The organism is Agathobacter sp. (assembly GCF_977054825.1).
Genome location: NZ_CDRTEH010000009.1, coordinates 32890 through 50431 on the forward strand (window position 1 = coordinate 32890; position 17542 = coordinate 50431).

The window sequence follows — 17542 nt, forward strand, 5'->3', positions numbered from 1 at the left end:
TTTGAACATACTAATCTTTGTATATTTTCCCATATTTACAAATATTAAATTAATGTATTTTTGCCAAATATCGCAGGAATAAGTTGGCGTTTATGTCTATTGAAACGTAAACGATTAATGTATAAACTGTAAATATAGTTATTGCAACCGATTGCGCTGTTGCGCATGAAACAGATGAAATCATGTGTGACATGCAATTTGTGAATGTGCATGTCAGTGGCTTAATGGCTTTAATATTTACAAATTCGATAGTCATTTATCACTGCATAAAAACAAGGAGGAAAATATGAGCAGGAAGAGAAAAATGGCATCTATAACAAGTGCCGGACTGGTGTTTGCAATGCTTCTAAGCCAGAGCGCTGTGGCGGATTTGGGCACAGAGCAGGTTAAGGCAGCAGAGGAAACCGCAAAGTGGGTAGACACAGAGTATGTGGTGAATGGAGATTTTGAGTCGTCTATAAATGAGGATGGAAGTATAACAGGTTGGACTAAGTCAACGGGAAGTGGACTTTTTGTTACAAAAGATCAGTATGCGAAAAATAATACAACTCAGTTTACAAAGATAAATAACATAACTGGGGACAATTCGTTATCTCAAACAATCAAGAACGTTGAGCCGGGAACCTATAGGATTTCAATTGATCAGGATGGACAAAAAGATGTTAAATCAGGTCTGTATGTGAAATATTTGGAACAGGCTAAAGAACTTCCGGCTACAACAGACTGGGATAATTGGGAAACAGTTACGACTGATGAATTTACAATTGAAGCTGTACAAGATGTTGATATATGTATTGGAGGAGAGGTTACGAATGGCTATTGGGGCGATATTGACAATATCAAGCTTCAAAAGCTTAATGAAACAAAATCGGATGATACTGACTCTTCAGAAGAAAACCAGAAAGGCTACACAATCTCAGTAAACCAGACAGAAGTATCAGTAGAAAATGGTGATACAGTCAATCTTGAAGCTAAGATTACATATGATGGAAAAGAAGTAAGTGAACTTCCTGAGGGAGTAAATTTATGGTGGTGGGTTGACACATGGAACGACCACACAGATGGATTGAGGGACGGAACATTAGAAAACGATAAAGATTCCGGAAAAACTCTTAAGGCAGCTTACACTACAAAGTCAGCCGGCAAGTATTATGTTGTAGCCCAGCTTAAAGATGCTGATGGCAAGGAGCTTGGTTCTGCATGTACAACCATTACATCAAAGGCGCCTGAAATCGATACTGCAGTAGATAATGACGATATTGTTGTTGCAAAGGTAAAGGATTTGTCCTCTGATTTCATAATGGGAATGGACATTTCATCTGTTATAACAGAGTTCAACAGTGGTGTTGTATACAAGGATTATAGCGGAAAAGAAATCAACAATGTGACAGCTTTCTGCAAATTCCTGGCAGAAAACGGCATAAACCATATCCGTGTCAGAGTATGGAATGATCCATATGATTCAAACGGAAATGGATATGGCGGTGGAAATAACGATGTGGCAACCGCAAAGAAAATTGCTGATGCATGCCGCAGTGCCGGAATAAAAATGCTTGTGGATTTCCATTGCTCAGATTTCTGGACAGATCCGAGTAAACAGATGGTGCCTAAGGCATGGAAGGGCTATACAGTTGATGAGAAAGCCGTAGCTGTAGAAAAGTTTATCAATGAATCATTAAACACAATTGATGCATCAAAGGATGTTGTAGATATGGTTCAGGTTGGAAATGAGACAACAGGCGGTTTTATAGGAGAAACAAAAACAGATGCCATGTGCGAGCTCTTTTCCGCAGGCTCAAAAGGTGTTAAGGATTACAACAGTGATGTAAAGGTTGTGATCCACGTGGAAAGTCCACAGAAGAATACACTTACTAAATGGTCAGATAATCTTGAAAAAAATAATGTAAATTATGATATTCTTGGAACAAGCTATTATCCATACTGGCATGGAACACTGAGCAATTTAAAGAAAGAAATAAGCTATGTTCAGACTAAGCACAACAAGGATGCAATGGTTGTAGAGACAAGCTATGCATATACGCTTGATGATTCAGATGGTCATGGAAATACTGTCCGTGAGGGAAATAATGATGACTCGGCAGATGCTACAGAGCCTTTCACAGTGCAGGGACAGGCTACATATATCAGAAACCTCATCAATGCTGTAAATGAGGCGGGCGGACTCGGTGTATATTACTGGGAGCCGGCATGGATTACCGTGGGAGATACCACAGGTCTTTCAGAGACAGACGCAACAGCTAGATATGAAGCAAATAAAAAGATATGGGAAGAAAAAGGCTCAGGCTGGGCAGCAAGCTACGGCGGTGAGTATGATCCAAAGGATGCAGGAAAATGGTATGGCGGTTCCGCTGTAGACAACCAGGCAATGTTTTATCCGGATGGAACAGCAACAGCAGGTCTTAAGGTATGGAATTACGTAAAGACAGGCGCAAAGGTAACCAAAATCGGAGTTGAGGATATAGAAACAGCAAATGTCACAGCAGAGGCAGGAAAAGAGATAGAGCTTCCAAAAACAGTCAATGTGACATACAATACCGAAAAAGTTGAAGAGAACGTTGTTTGGAATACAGAGGGGATTGATTTTTCAAAGGCAGGAACATACACTGTAGAGGGAACTGTCAAATTCAGCAGAAAAATCGAGCGTGGTGCTTATAAAGATAAGACAACAGGTACAACAAAATGTACAGTAGTTATAAAGCAGAAAAATCTTATTACAGATGCAGATGATGCAGGCTTTGAAAAGGCTGATAATTTTACAGCCAATAACAAGATTGTTGATTCAGTTTCTTCTACCAAGGATGATAAAAAGTCAGGAGCAGCATGTGCTCACTGGTACAATGCCGGTACAGATTTAGCCGAGGCAGAAATTACATACAAGAAAGCAATTACACTTGATTCAGGAGAGTATACTTTCGAGTATGTAGGACAGGGATTCGACGGAGATCAGCTTTATGCTAAGGTTGTTGATTCCAAAGGTAATGTCATTGCAAAGGGGGACAATGTAACACTTACAGGCTGGAAAAACTGGAAGACTCCAAGTGTTTCGTTTAAGCTTGAAAAGGAAACCGAGGTTACTCTTGTTGTCGGAATCGTGAGTGCAAAAGGTGGCTGGGGAACAGTTGATGACCTATACTTATATCAGACAAAGTCAGCAGATAAGAGTGATGCCGACAATGGTAATACCGGTGATGATGAAAATAAGAAGCCGGATACCCCATCTACTGACGATAACAACAAGGACAATGCAGGTAGCGGTGATACCACCACTGACAAGGATAATGGCGCAGACAAGGACGATGCCAACAAAGGCAGCACAACAGCACCAACAACAGCACCGGCTACACAGCCTGCAAAGGCTCTTACACCGGGAGCGGTTGTATCAAGCACATCCGACACCAAAACAACTGTAAAGGACACTAAGGGAATCCTTCCGGATACAGTAAAATTCGAGTCAAAGAAGGTAACTGATGAGAAGGAAGTGGCAAAGGTTGCAGATGTAGTAAAGGATAAAATTGTAGGAGTAAAGGATGTTTCAATATATGAGCTTAATCTGACAGATGGCACCACACAGCTTCATCAGCTTGCAGACAAGGTTCAGGTAACTATGGATATGCCGTTTGCATTAGCTGACAATGAGGCAATCAAGGTGTTCCGTGTAGATGGAGACAAGCTCACAGCATGCACATCAAGGATAGCAGATGGTAAGCTCGTATTTGAGACAGATCATTTCAGTACATTTGCCTTTGTAAAGGTAAATGCCAATGCAGGTACTAAAGCAGCTCCTGCAAGTGCAGCAAAGACTTCAGATGACAGCAATATGTATATGTGGCTTGTTATCGCAATGTCAGGTCTTGGCGTATCAATCGCAGCTCTTATGAACCGTAAAAAGGAGCAGGCATAGCAAGTGTTTTAAAAGAACAACATAACGCATAAGACAAATTAAAAATAAAACCGTCGTACCGGGCCGTAAATGGCAGGGTACGACGGTTTTACTTATGTGCTTAACTGATTAATTATTTTAATTACTCATCAAATTTTTGAGCCTTATCGAAAAGCTCATAAACCTCTTTTGAAGGCTCCTTTGTGCAAAGAGTCACAACAACGGCTGCGATAAGTCCGAAAACAAATCCCGGCAGCAGCTCGTAGATTCCGGTTGATGTGAGGAATGCATACCACAATATATCAACTGCAGCACCTGTTACGATTCCTGCAACAGCACCCTTGAAGTTAAAGCGCTTCCAGAAGAGGCTGAGCATGATGGCTGGTCCAAAGGCAGCACCAAAGATACCCCATGCATTTGAAACAAGCGCCATGATAGAGCCGGCATTAGGGTTTGATGCGATGATGAGTGCTGCAACAGCGATTCCAAGAACGACAATACGGCCGGTCCACATCATCTCTTTGTCACTTGCCTTACCTTTTCTGATGACAGGCTTATACACATCACTCGAGAAAGCAGATGAAGCAGCAAGAAGCTGGCTGTCTGCGGTACTCATGGAAGCGGCAAGCACTGCTGAGAGCAATATACCTGAGATAACACCCGGGAAAATCTTTCTTACAATCTGGATGAAAACAAGAGAGTTTTCATTGATTGATTCGTCAAAGCCAAGGAAAAGTCTTCCGATTACTCCGATTAAGGTTGCAAAAAATACAATAAGCAAGGTCCATGTGATTCCGATTTTTGCTGATTTCTTTAAATCCTTCTGTGATTTGATGGACATGAATCTGATGATGATATGTGGCATACCAAAGTAACCAAGTCCCCATGCCAGTCCTGAGACGATATCCTGCCAGCTTGAGAATGGGTTTAAGTAACCGCCCGGGAGAGTTGACATGGATGATGTATCAAGCATAAATGCCGCAAAAATCGGTGCTATAAACATAGAGCCGAGCACGAGCATGCCCTGGAAGAAATCTGTCCAGCATACAGCCGAGAAGCCGCCGAGGAAGGTATAGCCTACGATGACAACCGCTGCAAGATACATGGCAATCTGTGGATCCATTCCTATTACAGTGTGGAAAAGAGTACCGCAGGCCTTTACGCTTGATGCTGCATAAATAGTGTATGCAACCAAAAATACAATCGCACAAATCACCTGCAGTGCAAGTGATTTTGACAGGAATCTGTTGGTCAGATACTGTGGAATGGTGATTGAGTCATTGGCTACAATCGAGAATTTTCTCAGTCTCGGTGCTTCAAGCAGCCAGCTTATAGTGTAGCCGATTGCAAGTCCAACAGGAATCCATACCTGACCTAAGCCCAGTGCATAGATAGAAGTAGGAAGTCCCATGAGCACCCATGCACTCATGTCTGAGGCTCCGGCTGACAGCGCCGCAACCCATGGTCCCATCTCACGTCCGCCGAGGAAGTAGGTCTTTTCTCCACCGTTTCTGGTTTTCACGAAGAAAAAGATACCGATACCCAGCATGCACAGCAGATAGACGATAAATACAATAATTTCTGATGTTTTCATTTGTAGTACCTCTTTAATAGTTTATTTAGTAACCATGCTACCACGTTAGCGCGATAAAGGCAAGAAAATTTTAATGATAAAAAAACTCGATAGGCATTTTTTGCGTGAACTGTTATTGACATAAAACGAGATATAAAATAAAATGTCAAAGTTAGCAAAAACTAATCATAGATAGGAAGATAATACATGAGTTAGTTTAATGTGCGTAAGCTGACAATATATATTTTTAGATAAGAGGTAATAAGGTGAAAAATAAGACAGTAGCTGCGATATTACTGACAGTCGCATTGGCAGTGACCGGTTGTAGCTCGGGTGGCAGCGATGTGACAGAGAATACGACAGCTTCGCAGGAAGGAATAAACACTGAATCAAAGTCTGTAAATGAGTCCTCACAGGAAGTGTTTGCAATGGATACATATATGACAGTGACTGCATACGGTAAGAATGCAAAAAAAGCTGTGGATGCATCTATAGCAGAGATAAAGAGACTTGATGCATTGCTTTCGACAGGAGATGAAGACAGTGAAATAGCAAAGCTGAATGTGAATAAGTCAGCCACACTGTCGGAGGATGGGGGATATCTCGTGCAGAGAGGAATTGAGCTTAGTACCATGACTGATGGAGCCTTTGATATAGCGATATATCCTGTTATGAAAGAGTGGGGATTTCCGACAAAGGACTTTAAGGTGCCGGATGATGCGGCTCTTAAAGAGCTGCTTAAGCTTGCAGATGTTTCAAAAATAAATTACGACAGTGAAAGCAGAGAGATTTCCTTTGAGGATGCCGGTATGGAGATAGACCTTGGTGGTATAGCAAAGGGCTATACCTCATCGAGAATCATGGATATTTTCAAGGAGTATGACGTGGATAGCGGTCTTGTGAATCTTGGAGGCAATGTCCAGACTTATCGGACAAAGACTGATGGCAGCAAGTGGAGAGTAGCTGTGCAAAGTCCTGAGGATGAAAGTCAGTATATCGGAGTGATTGATGTGAGCGACAAGGCGGTTATCACATCCGGGGGATATGAGAGATATTTTGAACAGGATGGAAAAATTTATCATCATATCATAGATCCTGCTACAGGTTATCCGGCAGAGAGCGGACTTAAATCAGTTACTATTGTGAGTGATGACGGAACACTCGCAGATGGACTGTCTACATCCTTGTTTATCATGGGAAAGGACAAGGCGTGTGAGTTCTGGAAGGCTCACAGTGATGAATTTGATTTTGTACTGCTTACGGATGATGACAATATGTATATTTCAGCCGGTATAGCAGCCGACTATTCATCTGACCATGAGTATGAAGTAATCAGTGCAGAATAATACAGAGTAAAAGTATATGTACAGATAGCGGTGCTATCGGAAATATAAGAGGTATATATGAAATTCAAGGAAATTTTGGAAAAGATAAAGGTATACGCTCCTCTGGGAGTGTCACTTGTGGTTGCCGCATGTGTAGTGATTTCGCTGAGCACATATCAGGCAAAGGCGAGTGAGCCTTCAAAGGATAAAAAGCAGCAGGTTTCAGAGAGTATGGCAGATACCGAAACAGAAACAGAGAACGCCACTGAGGACACGCAGACCGCTACAGGCTCGTTCGACCTTGCAGATGGTGTATATAAGGGCAGTGCGACAGGTTATAGAGGGTCGGTAACAGTAGCAGTCACCATTCTTGATAAAAAAATAGTTTCTATAGATATACTTTCAGCATCGGATGATGAGGCATTTTTCAACAGGGCAAAGGGTGTGATAGACAGGATTATATCGTCACAGTCCTTGGATGTGGATGTTGTATCAGGAGCTACATACAGCTCAAACGGCATAATCGGAGCAGTGAAAAATGCTCTGACAGGTGAGAAGGATAATGGTGTTACAGGAAAATCAAAACAGGAAAGCACATCAGAGTCAGAATCTGACAGCTCTTCGGCAGAGATAGCTGCAGTGCAGGACGCATCAGCATATAAGGATGGCACATATTACGGCACAGGAAAAGGCTTTGCCGGCAATATAAAAGTAAAGGTTGATATAGCAGGCGGAAAGATATCTGCTATAAGTATAGTCAGCACAAAGGATGGTGACAGCTATGTGAAGAGTGCATCATCGCTGCTTGATACAATAGTCGAAAAGCAGAGCACCAACGTGGATACAGTTTCAGGTGCGACATTCAGCTCGCGTGGAATCATAGCTGCTGTAAGAAACGCATTAAGCCAGGCAGCTGTGAGCGAAAATACAGCTGGCAATAATACAGATAAACAGGGTGCTGCAGAGACATCGGGAAATGGACAGACTGATGAAAATTCTTCAGGCAGTGCATCTGAACATGGCACAGAGGGTACACTTCCATATGTTGACGGTATATACTACGGCACGTCAGAGGGCTACAAGGGTGACATAAAGGTGGCTGTCGTCATACAGGATAAGACTCTTAAAGCGATTCTTGTTACGGAAAAACAAGATGATGAGCCTTTTATCACTAATGCCATGGATGTGTTAAAAAATATGATGAAAAAGCAGAGTGCAGATGTGGATACGGTATCAGGAGCAACCTACAGCTCTAAGGGACTCATAGGAGCTGTAAAGGAGGCATTTGAGGAAGCACGAAAAACAACAGCAGGTGAGAATACCGGTAACGGTAATTCAGGTGGTAATAATAACAACAGTAATAATGCGGCTGACAGCAATATTGCGCTAGATGAGGACAAGGCAGTCCTGTCTAAGCTTGTGCAGTCGCAAGCATCGCTTGATGGCACACAGTATACACAGCTTAGCTGGTATCTGCTTCAGATACGTCTGGGTGACGCACAGGAGGTTTTGGAATCGGCAGAGTCTACTAAGAAGGATGTAAGCCGTGCACAGGAAAAGCTTCAGGCTGCAATAAATGCACTTCAAAAAAATGATACATCCACAAATGTATACGAGGATGGCACATATGAAGTATCTACACTGTGCATACCGGATGATGACATGGACTTTAGTGCATATAACCTGAGCATGAAGGTGACTATAGCAAACGACAGGATAGTTTCCATTACAGATGTAAAGGGAGACGGAGATTCACAAAATGCTTCTTATATAAAGAAGGCTGCAGATGGCACAAAAAATCAGCAGGGTATGGTTTCTATGCTTACATCACAGGCAAATGCAGACAGCATCGACTTTAGCAGCATTGATACTGTTTCTCATGCCACATGCACATCAAAGGCTATAATTGATGGCTGTAAGAGCGCGCTTGAAGCTGCTAAAAAGAAATAAAACCGTAAGGACGTTTACAGGATGGAGATAATATGCAGGAATTTTGGATCAGACTGGCAAGCCTGTTTATAGTTGTATCGTCTCTCTGGGGATACAACATGACAATAGATAAAAGAGAAATGGAGAATAAAAATACACAGCGTATTGCTGCAGAAACTGAAGGAGCAGACAGTCAGGGTGCGTATAAGGATGGTACATACACAGGCAGTGCAGAGGGCTTTGGTGGAAATGTAGATGTTAAGGTGACAATCGAGGCAGGAAAAATATCATCGGTTGACATCACATCGGCAGAGAAGGAAGATGGTGCATATCTGGCGATGGCAGAGAATATCATACCGTCCATCGTTTCGGCACAGTCTGCGGATGTGGACACGGTAAGCGGTGCGACATTCAGCTCAACCGCAATAAAAAATGCCACTAAGCAGGCACTTGAAAAGGCGGTGAATTAGATGAAATTTAAAGCCATGAATTCAAAGCTTAGAAAGAGAAAGATACAGACCTGGTTTCGTGCAGGGGTACAGCTTTTATTTTTCATACTTTTTCCGTCAATGTTCACGGCAGCGTTCAATGGCGTCAAGTATATTTTTACACAGATTGGCTCAGGAAACAGAATTGAGCTTACAGCATTTGTAGCTGTGCTTCTGATGCTTTGCGTGTACACAATGATATTCGGCAGATTCTTCTGTGGCTTTGCCTGTGCATTCGGCAGCTTTGGCGACGCGGTGCATGCAATATATGTATCATGCTGCCGTAAGCTTAAGAAAAAGCCGGTGAGTATACCGGCGAAGGCTGCAGAAAAGCTAACCTATATGAAATATGTGATACTTGCAATTATATTGTTTCTATGTTATCCGGGAGCATACAGCTCATTGAAGGGTACAAGTCCGTGGGATGTTTTCTCAATGCTTCGGGCAGGAAATTTAGGTCTTGGTTCATATATTATAGGTGCAGTATTGCTTGTGCTTATAATCATCGGTATGTGTGTTCAGGAGAGGTTTTTCTGTCGCTTTATGTGTCCGATGGGAGCTGTTTTTTCAATACTCCCTATAGCATCTACTTTTACCCTGCACAGAGACAGGGCAGGCTGCATAAAGGGCTGTGGAGCCTGTGAGAAGATATGTCCGTGTGACATAGGTTTACCGGATGATAGCTCAGGCAGGATATCAGGTGACTGCTTCCAGTGTCAGAAATGCAATGGAATATGTCCAAAGAGCAATATTCATACAGGTATAAAGCAGCTTCGTGGAAATGAGCTGTGGTTTACAGGCATAAGAGCTGCGATACTTATAGCTATATGTGTATGGCTTGGTGTGTAGCGTGCAGGTATTATGGAGAACTAAACTAAATGAAAAGAAATATGACTAAATCAGGAAAAATAGCATACGGCGCCATGCTTGTGGCGCTTGCGATGATATTCAGCTATGTGGAGAGCCTTATTCCTATAAGTATAGGTATTCCGGGTATTAAGCTTGGTGTGGCAAATCTGGTCACGGTTCTTGGAATATTTTTCCTTGGGCCTTGTGAGGTGCTTGCTGTAGTGATAATGAGGATATTTCTCGTGGGCTTTATGTTTGGAAACGGTGTTTCCATCATATACAGTCTGGCAGGTGGTCTGTTAAGTCTTACGGTGATGCTTATTATAAGGAAAACTGACAGGTTTTCGATGGTCAGTGTGAGTGTGGCCGGTGGAATAAGCCACAATATAGGACAGCTTTTGGCCGCCGCGATAGTGCTTAAAAGCACTGCGGTGGTGTATTATCTGCCACCGCTTCTTGTGGCTGGCACGGTGACAGGACTTTTGATAGGAATTATCGCACAAAAGGTTTTCCCCGCAGTAGGAATAAGCGGGAAAAATTTTTTAAATATAACTATAAAGCATTAAAATCTTAAGGAGGAAAAAATGAAGAGAAAGATTTTAGCACAGAAATTTCTTACATTTGCACTGACAGCATCGGTGACAGCCACTATGTTTCCGACAAGTGCATTTGCAGTGACAGGCAGCCAGGTGGCGGCTGACGGAACGTATACTGGTGCAGGAATCGTCAAAGCAGCAGAAGATGATGACAACGAATGGAATGAATATGACATTTCAGTATCGGTAGGAGTACAGGATGGAAAGATAAGCAGCATATCTGTAACACCTGGAAGTACATATGATAAAGAAAGCGATTCATATTTTAATAAGGCTAAAACAGGCAACAAAAAGAAAAATCAGCCAGGATATGAGTCATTGATAGGTCAGGCTGCAACAGAAGAGACAATAAGCAGCTGGGATACTGTTTCAGGAGCAACACGTACATCAAGCGCGGTAAAAAAAGCAGCTCTTAAAGCAATCCAGTCGGCATCAGCTAAGGAGGAGTCAAAGCCGGCAGAAGAAAAATATGTATACTGCTATGCAGGGCTTACATGGGCTGAGTACTGGGCTGCTGAGGGAGTTCAGGCTGCGGGAAGTACAGCGGCTTCAAGTGAAATGGATTCACATGATGAATCAGATAAAGGAGCTTTTGATACAGTAACCCGTGCTACTGCAAATCACGGTCTTCACAGAGGAAGCTTCCAGTGTAATGCTATTGTCGAGACTAAAGAAGGTACGACACTCAATCTTTCATATTGGAAGACAGGCGAAAACAATCAGCAAATTGCTGTCATGACAGATGGTACTGAATATAATTACAATAGGGGTGTATTTACCAAAGATGGAACAACTCTTAAGCTAAAGGACTACAAAGTAACAGGACTTAAGTTTGTACCTGTAAAGGTAAAAGTGTCAGATTACGAGGCATTTAAGGCAAAATATACAGTTTACGAGAACGGTTCTGATTTAAAAGGCGGTTTCGGAGAGGGCAATCTTAAAACAATAGACGAGACAGCAGACGTTACAGAAAACACAAACGGTCTTAAGACTGTTACGAAGAACGCAGACGGAAGCTTCAGCTTTTCTGCCAGAGCAACGGGAACTGACTCCGGTGTGAAAGCTACTTCTCTTAAAAAAGCCGATGTTACAGGTACAGTTAAGGCTGCAAGCGGATCATACGGAGAGTTTTTAAGAGTTGATTTTAACGGTAACTATGGTGATCTTGGAGCCAATATGCAGGCAGTTAAGTGGACATATTATGGCAATGACAGCACAAGAACCAAAGCACTTGCCACATATGGCACAAAGTTTGCATCAGACAACTGGATGCATAAGTCTATGGGAATCCAGCTTGGTCTTACAGATTCACTCAGATGCAGCCTGCCAAGTGGATATGATGGAACAGGATACTGGTCTGTAACAATCTATGCATTGGGATATGAGGACTATACATATAATTTTGAGGCAACAGCTGCAAATATAGTTACACCACAGGTGCCGGCAGATGAGACTTCAAAGAAGGCACTTTCCGATAAGGTTTCGGAGGCTGATAAGCTGAACAATGAGCTCTATACTGATAAAACATGGTCAAATATGCAGACCGAGCTTAAGGAAGCAAAGGAGGCTTTAGCAAAGACTGACCTCATGCAATCGGAAGCAGAGGAAGCATTATCACACCTCACAGACGCTGTAAATAATCTGAAATCACAGTATGTACTCATGAATATCCCATATGATGAGTTTTACAAGGCTGATCTTAATAACAATTCAGTCGCAGTAGATGCCACAACATCTGCCACAAAGCAGAAGACCAGAAATACTCTGGCAGCCGGCTCATATCATGCGGATGCAGAAGGAGAGCACATAAACGGTGTAACCTTCCCGGTAAAGGTCTCAGATGATTTCTATGATAACAATAAGGGTTATACAAAGATTACAGATGACAGTAAGGTAGATATCACAACCAATATGAAGGGCAAGACTTCTACAACAACATATGAGGGAAAGAAGGCTCTTTTTGAGAGTGCTGACTATTCATACTATGTACTTAGTGAGGTGCCTTCATATTACAAGACTGCAACAGTAGGCACAGATGAAAAGCTGTCATTTGGCGCTGTAAATGGAACTAAGACGCAGATAGCTTCTGACAAGGTAACTACAAAGTTCAAGACAAAAACAAAGTATGGAGACTATCAGCTCAATCTTGATGGCATAAAGGACGCTATGGGCTTTGAAGCTGATGATGTGGTTTACGGTGTTATTGTTAGCACCGATGACAACACAGATTATGCTATGCGTCATGTGGAAAATATCTGGAAAACAGAGGAGCTTGCATGGAGTGTGGGAATTGTTACAGATTCACACGGATGTACACTTTCATCTGAGCACTACAAGTCTATGGTTGGAAAGACGATTAAAAATGTGACATACTATACAAGTAAGGGAATCTTCACTTTACCTGTATATTACAAGGTGCTTGAGCACGCTAAGGATGCAGCTGTTGAAGCAGAAAATGCAGCTGTATCAGCAGGACAGACTAATCTTGACGTTGCACTTCCGGATGATTTTAACGCAGAATATGCAGTTACAGATGCAAAAGGAAATAAAGTAACGGGATTTAACGTTACAGAGGAAAAATTAGCATCAGCAGTGTCAACATATGCAGCAAGCTATACTCAGACTAATAAGCTTGTAATTACATATCCTAAGGATGCAGAGAATACAGAGTATACGCTGACAGTATCCGATAAGAGCAAAAAATATGCACCAATCACTACCACATTCGAGCTCTATGCAGAGGCAGTTTCTGCAGCATACAATAATGATGCAACAGCACCGAAGCTTGAAATGGCAGATGGCGCAACAGCAGCACAGTTTGCAGATTTTATTGGAAAAATCAAGTCTGTAAATGTAAATGGTAAGGATTATCCGGCAACAGGCAAGGGCGCTGTAAAGCTTATCAAGGAAGATGGTACAATTGATACTACTCAGGCTCCGTTTGCTGAGGGCTCAAGCTTTGAAATCAAGGTATCAGCAACAGGATATAAGGATGTGCTTTCGTTTACATATGAGAAGCCTGTAGTCATTGATACTAAAGCACTTGAGAGTGCAATTGCAAAAGCAGATACACTCAAAGAGGCTGATTATACAGCAGACAGCTGGAAAACATTCTCACAGATGCTTTCAAGTGCAAAAGCAGTACTTGAGCAGAAGGATGACCAGACAAAGGTTGACAATGCAGTTGCGTCACTCAATAAGGCTATTGAAGGCTTAAAGAAGAAGGAAGCTGTAAATCCGGGAACATCTGGAACCGGTACAGGAAGCACAGGTGCGATATCAGGAGCTGCAGGAAGCTCTAATGGTGCCGGTACGAATACAACTGTAGCAACAGGAAATAAGTCAAATTCTACTACTATTAACACAACAGGTAGTGCAGCTAAAAAAGCAACAGTAAAGAAGGCTTCAAAGACAGGTGATACAAATCCTCTTATGGGCATGCTCGCTTTGGCGTTTGCATCAATCAGTCTGGTGGGAGCAGCACTTTTTGCGAAAAAGCCAAACCGTAAATAATATAGGTAAATGATTTAGTTTACAGTTAAGAAAAACTTTCTCTTGACATATCCTGAAAAAAGTTTAAAATAGGGCTTAATTTAATAACTAATCCAACAAAAGAGCGATGTTGTTCATACATCGCTCTTTTTGCATTTTTATGCATGGTTGGAGGAAAGCGAGGATGTATTATGAAAGAATTGAGTAATGTTATTTCAGCAATTGATGACTTCGTCTGGGGACCGGTTATGTTGGTGCTCTTGGTTGGAACAGGAATTTATCTGACATTTCGGACGCGATTTCTGACATGGAGGAACCTGGGATATGCGCTAAAGAGCACACTCAGCAAGGAGGCGCGCACAAAGAGCAGAGGCGAGGGCGATGTATCACCGTTCTCGGCACTGACCACGGCGCTTGCGGCTACAATCGGCACAGGCAATATAGTAGGTGTCGCTACAGCTATGGTTTCCGGAGGACCGGGAGCATTGGTGTGGATGTGGATTTCAGCAGCATTTGGACTTACATCAAAATTTTCCGAGTGTATGCTTGCCATCAAATACCGTGAGGTAAACGAAAAGGGCGAGATGAGCGGTGGCCCGATGTATACGATGAAAAAGGGAATAAAGAATAAGAAGCTTGGAGCTGTTTTAGCATGGCTTTTTGCATTTTTTGCAGTGGTAGCTTCGTTTGGCATCGGAAACAGTACACAGGGCAACTCTATATCAGGTGCATTAAAGGCTACCTTCAATGTGCCAACCTGGCTGTCCGGAATAATTATTACAGTGCTTGCACTTCTTATCATCGTAGGTGGTATCAAGTCAATATCAAAGGTTTCATCGGTTGTTGTGCCTGTCATGGCTATCTTCTATGTAATCTGCGGACTTATAGTAATAATAGGAAATATCTCTAACCTTCCGGCTGGTCTTGCAATGATTTTCAAGATGGCATTTTCTATCAAGGCAGTGGGCGGCGGAATGTGTGGAACAATCGTGGCGTCAATGATGAATGCTATGCGTTATGGTGTAGCAAGAGGCGTATTCTCAAATGAGGCAGGCATGGGCTCAGCTGCAATCACAGCAGCGGCAGCCACAACCGACAATCCGGTACGCCAGGGCTATATCAATATGACAGGAACCTTCTGGGATACAATAGTTGTTTGTACAATCACAGGACTTGCAATCGCATCATCAGGAGTGCTTGGCATGACAGATGCTGCCGGAGACTACCTGACAGGCTCTGATATCACCATAGCGGCCTTTAAGACAGTGCTTGGAACAGGCGGTGGCTGGCTTGTGACAATTGGTATCACTCTGTTTGCTTTTTCAACAATACTTGGCTGGGAGTATCACGGAGAGAAGGCCTTTGAGTATCTGCTCGGCACACACAGGTTCAACATGATTTACAGGGTGATTTTCTCACTCGTGGCATACATAGGCTGTACACAGACTCTGAGCCTGGTGTGGAACTTCTCAGATATCGCAAACGCACTTATGGCTATTCCAAACCTCATCTGTATGCTTCTTTTAAGTGGTGAGATAGCAAGTGATATAAAGAAATTCCAGCCGGAGATAAAAGGCAACCGTTAGGAAATTATTATATGTGTATTTAAACTTATCTTGAGATTCATTTAATATTTGTAATTGTATAGATAATCAGCTATACTATAAAAAAGTATAGCTGATTTTTATATGTCAAAGGGGTGAAGACGGGATGGGAATATACTTTAATCCTGGAAATGAGAGTTTTTTACAGTCAAAAAACAGTAGAATATATGTGGATAAGACAGAACTGCTCAATGAGTTAAATAGCAGATTGTCGACAGATGATAAATGTATTGCAGTAAGCCATGCAAGGAGATTTGGAAAATCTCATGCTGCCGGAATGATAGATGCATATTATAGTAGGGGCTGTGATTCAGCAGAGTTGTTTGAAGACACTAAGCTTGCAACAAATCCGGCATATAAAAAACATATGAACAAATACAATGTCATACATCTTGATATTTCATCATTTTGGGATGATTATAAGGCAAATATCATTGAAAAAATCAAGGAATACGTTGTGTCGGATTTGAGGGATGAATTTGAAGAAAAGGTTGATTTCTCAAAGAAATTCAGTGTTATACTGATGTCTGTTTATAAGCTTACCGGGATACAGTTTGTAATTATTATAGATGAATGGGATTGTTTAATCAGAAATAGTGATGACCAGAATCTGATTCATAATTATTTACAGTTTCTTCATTCATTGTTTAAATCAGAGGAATCAAAGTATTTCCTTGCTTTGGCATATATAACCGGGATACTTCCGATTAAAAAAATAAAGGACGAATCGGCATTGAATAATTTTCAGGAGTTTACAATGCTTAAATCCAGGCCGATTACACAATATTATGGTTTTACAGAAGAAGAAGTCATGATGCTGTGCAGGCGATACAACATGGATTATGAGAGCATGAAAGCCTGGTACAATGGCTATCTGCTAGATGGTATGCATATGTATAATCCGAATTCTGTGTCGATGGCACTTAATTACAGGGATTTTGATTCTTATTGGAAAAACACATCATCATTTGAGTCAATCAATACATTTATAAACATGAATTATGAGGGCTTGAGGGATGATATTGTCAATATGCTGTCAGGAAAAAAATTATATGTAAACACCGAAACTTTTCAGAATGATTTTTCTACTGTTTCTTCAAAGGATGAAGCTTTGACAGCTCTGATTCATTTGGGATATCTGGGATATGACAGAGAGGAAGAAAGTGCATTTATTCCAAATTATGAAGTGAAAAAGGCATATCAGGCAGCTCTTTGCACAGGAGATTGGGGAAAAATTGGAAAATCAATTGCCAGATGTGATGAATTGTTAAGGGCTACAATTAATTGTGAAAGTGATAAAGTGGCAGAAATAATTGAGCTTGCACATGAATCATATACATCTGTTTTGAGATATAATGATGAAAACTCATTAAGCTGCGTTCTTACAATGGCCTATTTTACGGCACCGGCATATTACAATATTGTCAGAGAAATGCCGGCGGGCAAAGGATATGCAGATATGGTATTTATACCAAGAAAAAATGCCGGAAAACGCCCGGCAATTATAATTGAATTAAAGTGTGATAAGACTGCCGAGGCTGCAGTTAAACAGATTAAGGACAGGCACTATGAGGGAGCCCTGGCAGGCTATAAGGGAAAGCTTCTTTTGGTTGGAATCAATTATGATAGTCAAAATGGGCAGAAAAAGCATCATACCTGCGTCATAGAGGAATATGAAAAATAAGCACATTTCCCTATTGACGAATATCCTGCGTTGGCATATCATAATATATAAGTGAAAGGGAGTAGCCGGCGCGAAAGTGCTTACTTATCCGTCAGTACGAT

The 17542-nt window shown here is 41.8% G+C and carries 10 protein-coding genes; 9 read left to right on the plus strand and 1 reads right to left on the minus strand.

Annotated elements, in window-relative coordinates:
• Positions 1 to 286 precede the first annotated feature (286 nt).
• The gene (locus ACW6PM_RS08810) at positions 287 to 3922 is read left to right on the plus strand and encodes a glycosyl hydrolase 53 family protein (RefSeq protein ID WP_456056908.1); all 3636 of its coding nucleotides are present in this window, start codon (positions 287 to 289) and stop codon (positions 3920 to 3922) included.
• 121 nt (positions 3923 to 4043) lie between these two features.
• Here ACW6PM_RS08810 and ACW6PM_RS08815 read toward each other — a convergent pair whose 3' ends face one another.
• Positions 4044 to 5495 carry a sodium/proline symporter gene (locus ACW6PM_RS08815; RefSeq protein ID WP_456056909.1) on the minus strand — a complete coding sequence of 484 codons (1452 nt, stop codon included), beginning with the start codon at positions 5493 to 5495 and terminating at the stop codon, positions 4044 to 4046.
• Positions 5496 to 5740: 245 nt separating this feature from the next.
• On the opposite strand from ACW6PM_RS08815, the gene ACW6PM_RS08820 reads away from it, so the two are divergent.
• The 8 genes from ACW6PM_RS08820 (at position 5741) to ACW6PM_RS08855 (ending at position 17441) form a co-directional block, all read left to right on the plus strand.
• Positions 5741 to 6820, plus strand: a complete 1080-nt coding sequence (locus ACW6PM_RS08820) for an FAD:protein FMN transferase (RefSeq protein WP_456056910.1) — start codon at positions 5741 to 5743, stop codon at positions 6818 to 6820.
• A 57-nt stretch (positions 6821 to 6877) separates the two neighbouring features.
• Positions 6878 to 8749, plus strand: coding sequence for an FMN-binding protein (locus ACW6PM_RS08825; RefSeq protein WP_456056911.1), 1872 nt, complete (start codon positions 6878 to 6880; stop codon positions 8747 to 8749).
• Between the two features lie 32 nt (positions 8750 to 8781).
• Positions 8782 to 9198, plus strand: a complete 417-nt coding sequence (locus ACW6PM_RS08830) for an FMN-binding protein (protein WP_456056912.1) — start codon at positions 8782 to 8784, stop codon at positions 9196 to 9198.
• Positions 9199 to 10065 (plus strand): 4Fe-4S binding protein, encoded by an 867-nt coding sequence (locus ACW6PM_RS08835; protein WP_456056913.1) that lies wholly within the window; start codon positions 9199 to 9201, stop codon positions 10063 to 10065.
• A 29-nt stretch (positions 10066 to 10094) separates the two neighbouring features.
• Complete coding sequence (locus tag ACW6PM_RS08840; RefSeq protein ID WP_456056914.1) at positions 10095 to 10631, plus strand: Gx transporter family protein; 537 nt, start codon at positions 10095 to 10097, stop codon at positions 10629 to 10631.
• An 18-nt stretch (positions 10632 to 10649) separates the two neighbouring features.
• On the plus strand, positions 10650 to 14174 hold the full coding sequence (locus ACW6PM_RS08845) for a penicillin-binding Tp47 domain C-containing protein (RefSeq protein ID WP_456056915.1): 3525 nt from the start codon (positions 10650 to 10652) through the stop codon (positions 14172 to 14174).
• Between the two features lie 170 nt (positions 14175 to 14344).
• On the plus strand, positions 14345 to 15739 hold the full coding sequence (locus ACW6PM_RS08850; RefSeq protein ID WP_456056916.1) for an alanine/glycine:cation symporter family protein: 1395 nt from the start codon (positions 14345 to 14347) through the stop codon (positions 15737 to 15739).
• Between the two features lie 187 nt (positions 15740 to 15926).
• On the plus strand, positions 15927 to 17441 hold the full coding sequence (locus ACW6PM_RS08855) for an AAA family ATPase (protein WP_456056917.1): 1515 nt from the start codon (positions 15927 to 15929) through the stop codon (positions 17439 to 17441).
• Positions 17442 to 17542 lie beyond the last annotated feature (101 nt).

Coding starts and splice junctions, on each gene's coding strand:
- ACW6PM_RS08810 (WP_456056908.1), top strand. CDS start 287: ATGAGCAGGAAGAGAAAAATGGCATCTATAACAAGTGCCGGACTGGTG.
- ACW6PM_RS08815 (WP_456056909.1), bottom strand. CDS start 5,495: ATGAAAACATCAGAAATTATTGTATTTATCGTCTATCTGCTGTGCATG.
- ACW6PM_RS08825 (WP_456056911.1), top strand. CDS start 6,878: ATGAAATTCAAGGAAATTTTGGAAAAGATAAAGGTATACGCTCCTCTG.
- ACW6PM_RS08830 (WP_456056912.1), top strand. CDS start 8,782: ATGCAGGAATTTTGGATCAGACTGGCAAGCCTGTTTATAGTTGTATCG.
- ACW6PM_RS08835 (WP_456056913.1), top strand. CDS start 9,199: ATGAAATTTAAAGCCATGAATTCAAAGCTTAGAAAGAGAAAGATACAG.
- ACW6PM_RS08840 (WP_456056914.1), top strand. CDS start 10,095: ATGAAAAGAAATATGACTAAATCAGGAAAAATAGCATACGGCGCCATG.
- ACW6PM_RS08845 (WP_456056915.1), top strand. CDS start 10,650: ATGAAGAGAAAGATTTTAGCACAGAAATTTCTTACATTTGCACTGACA.
- ACW6PM_RS08850 (WP_456056916.1), top strand. CDS start 14,345: ATGAAAGAATTGAGTAATGTTATTTCAGCAATTGATGACTTCGTCTGG.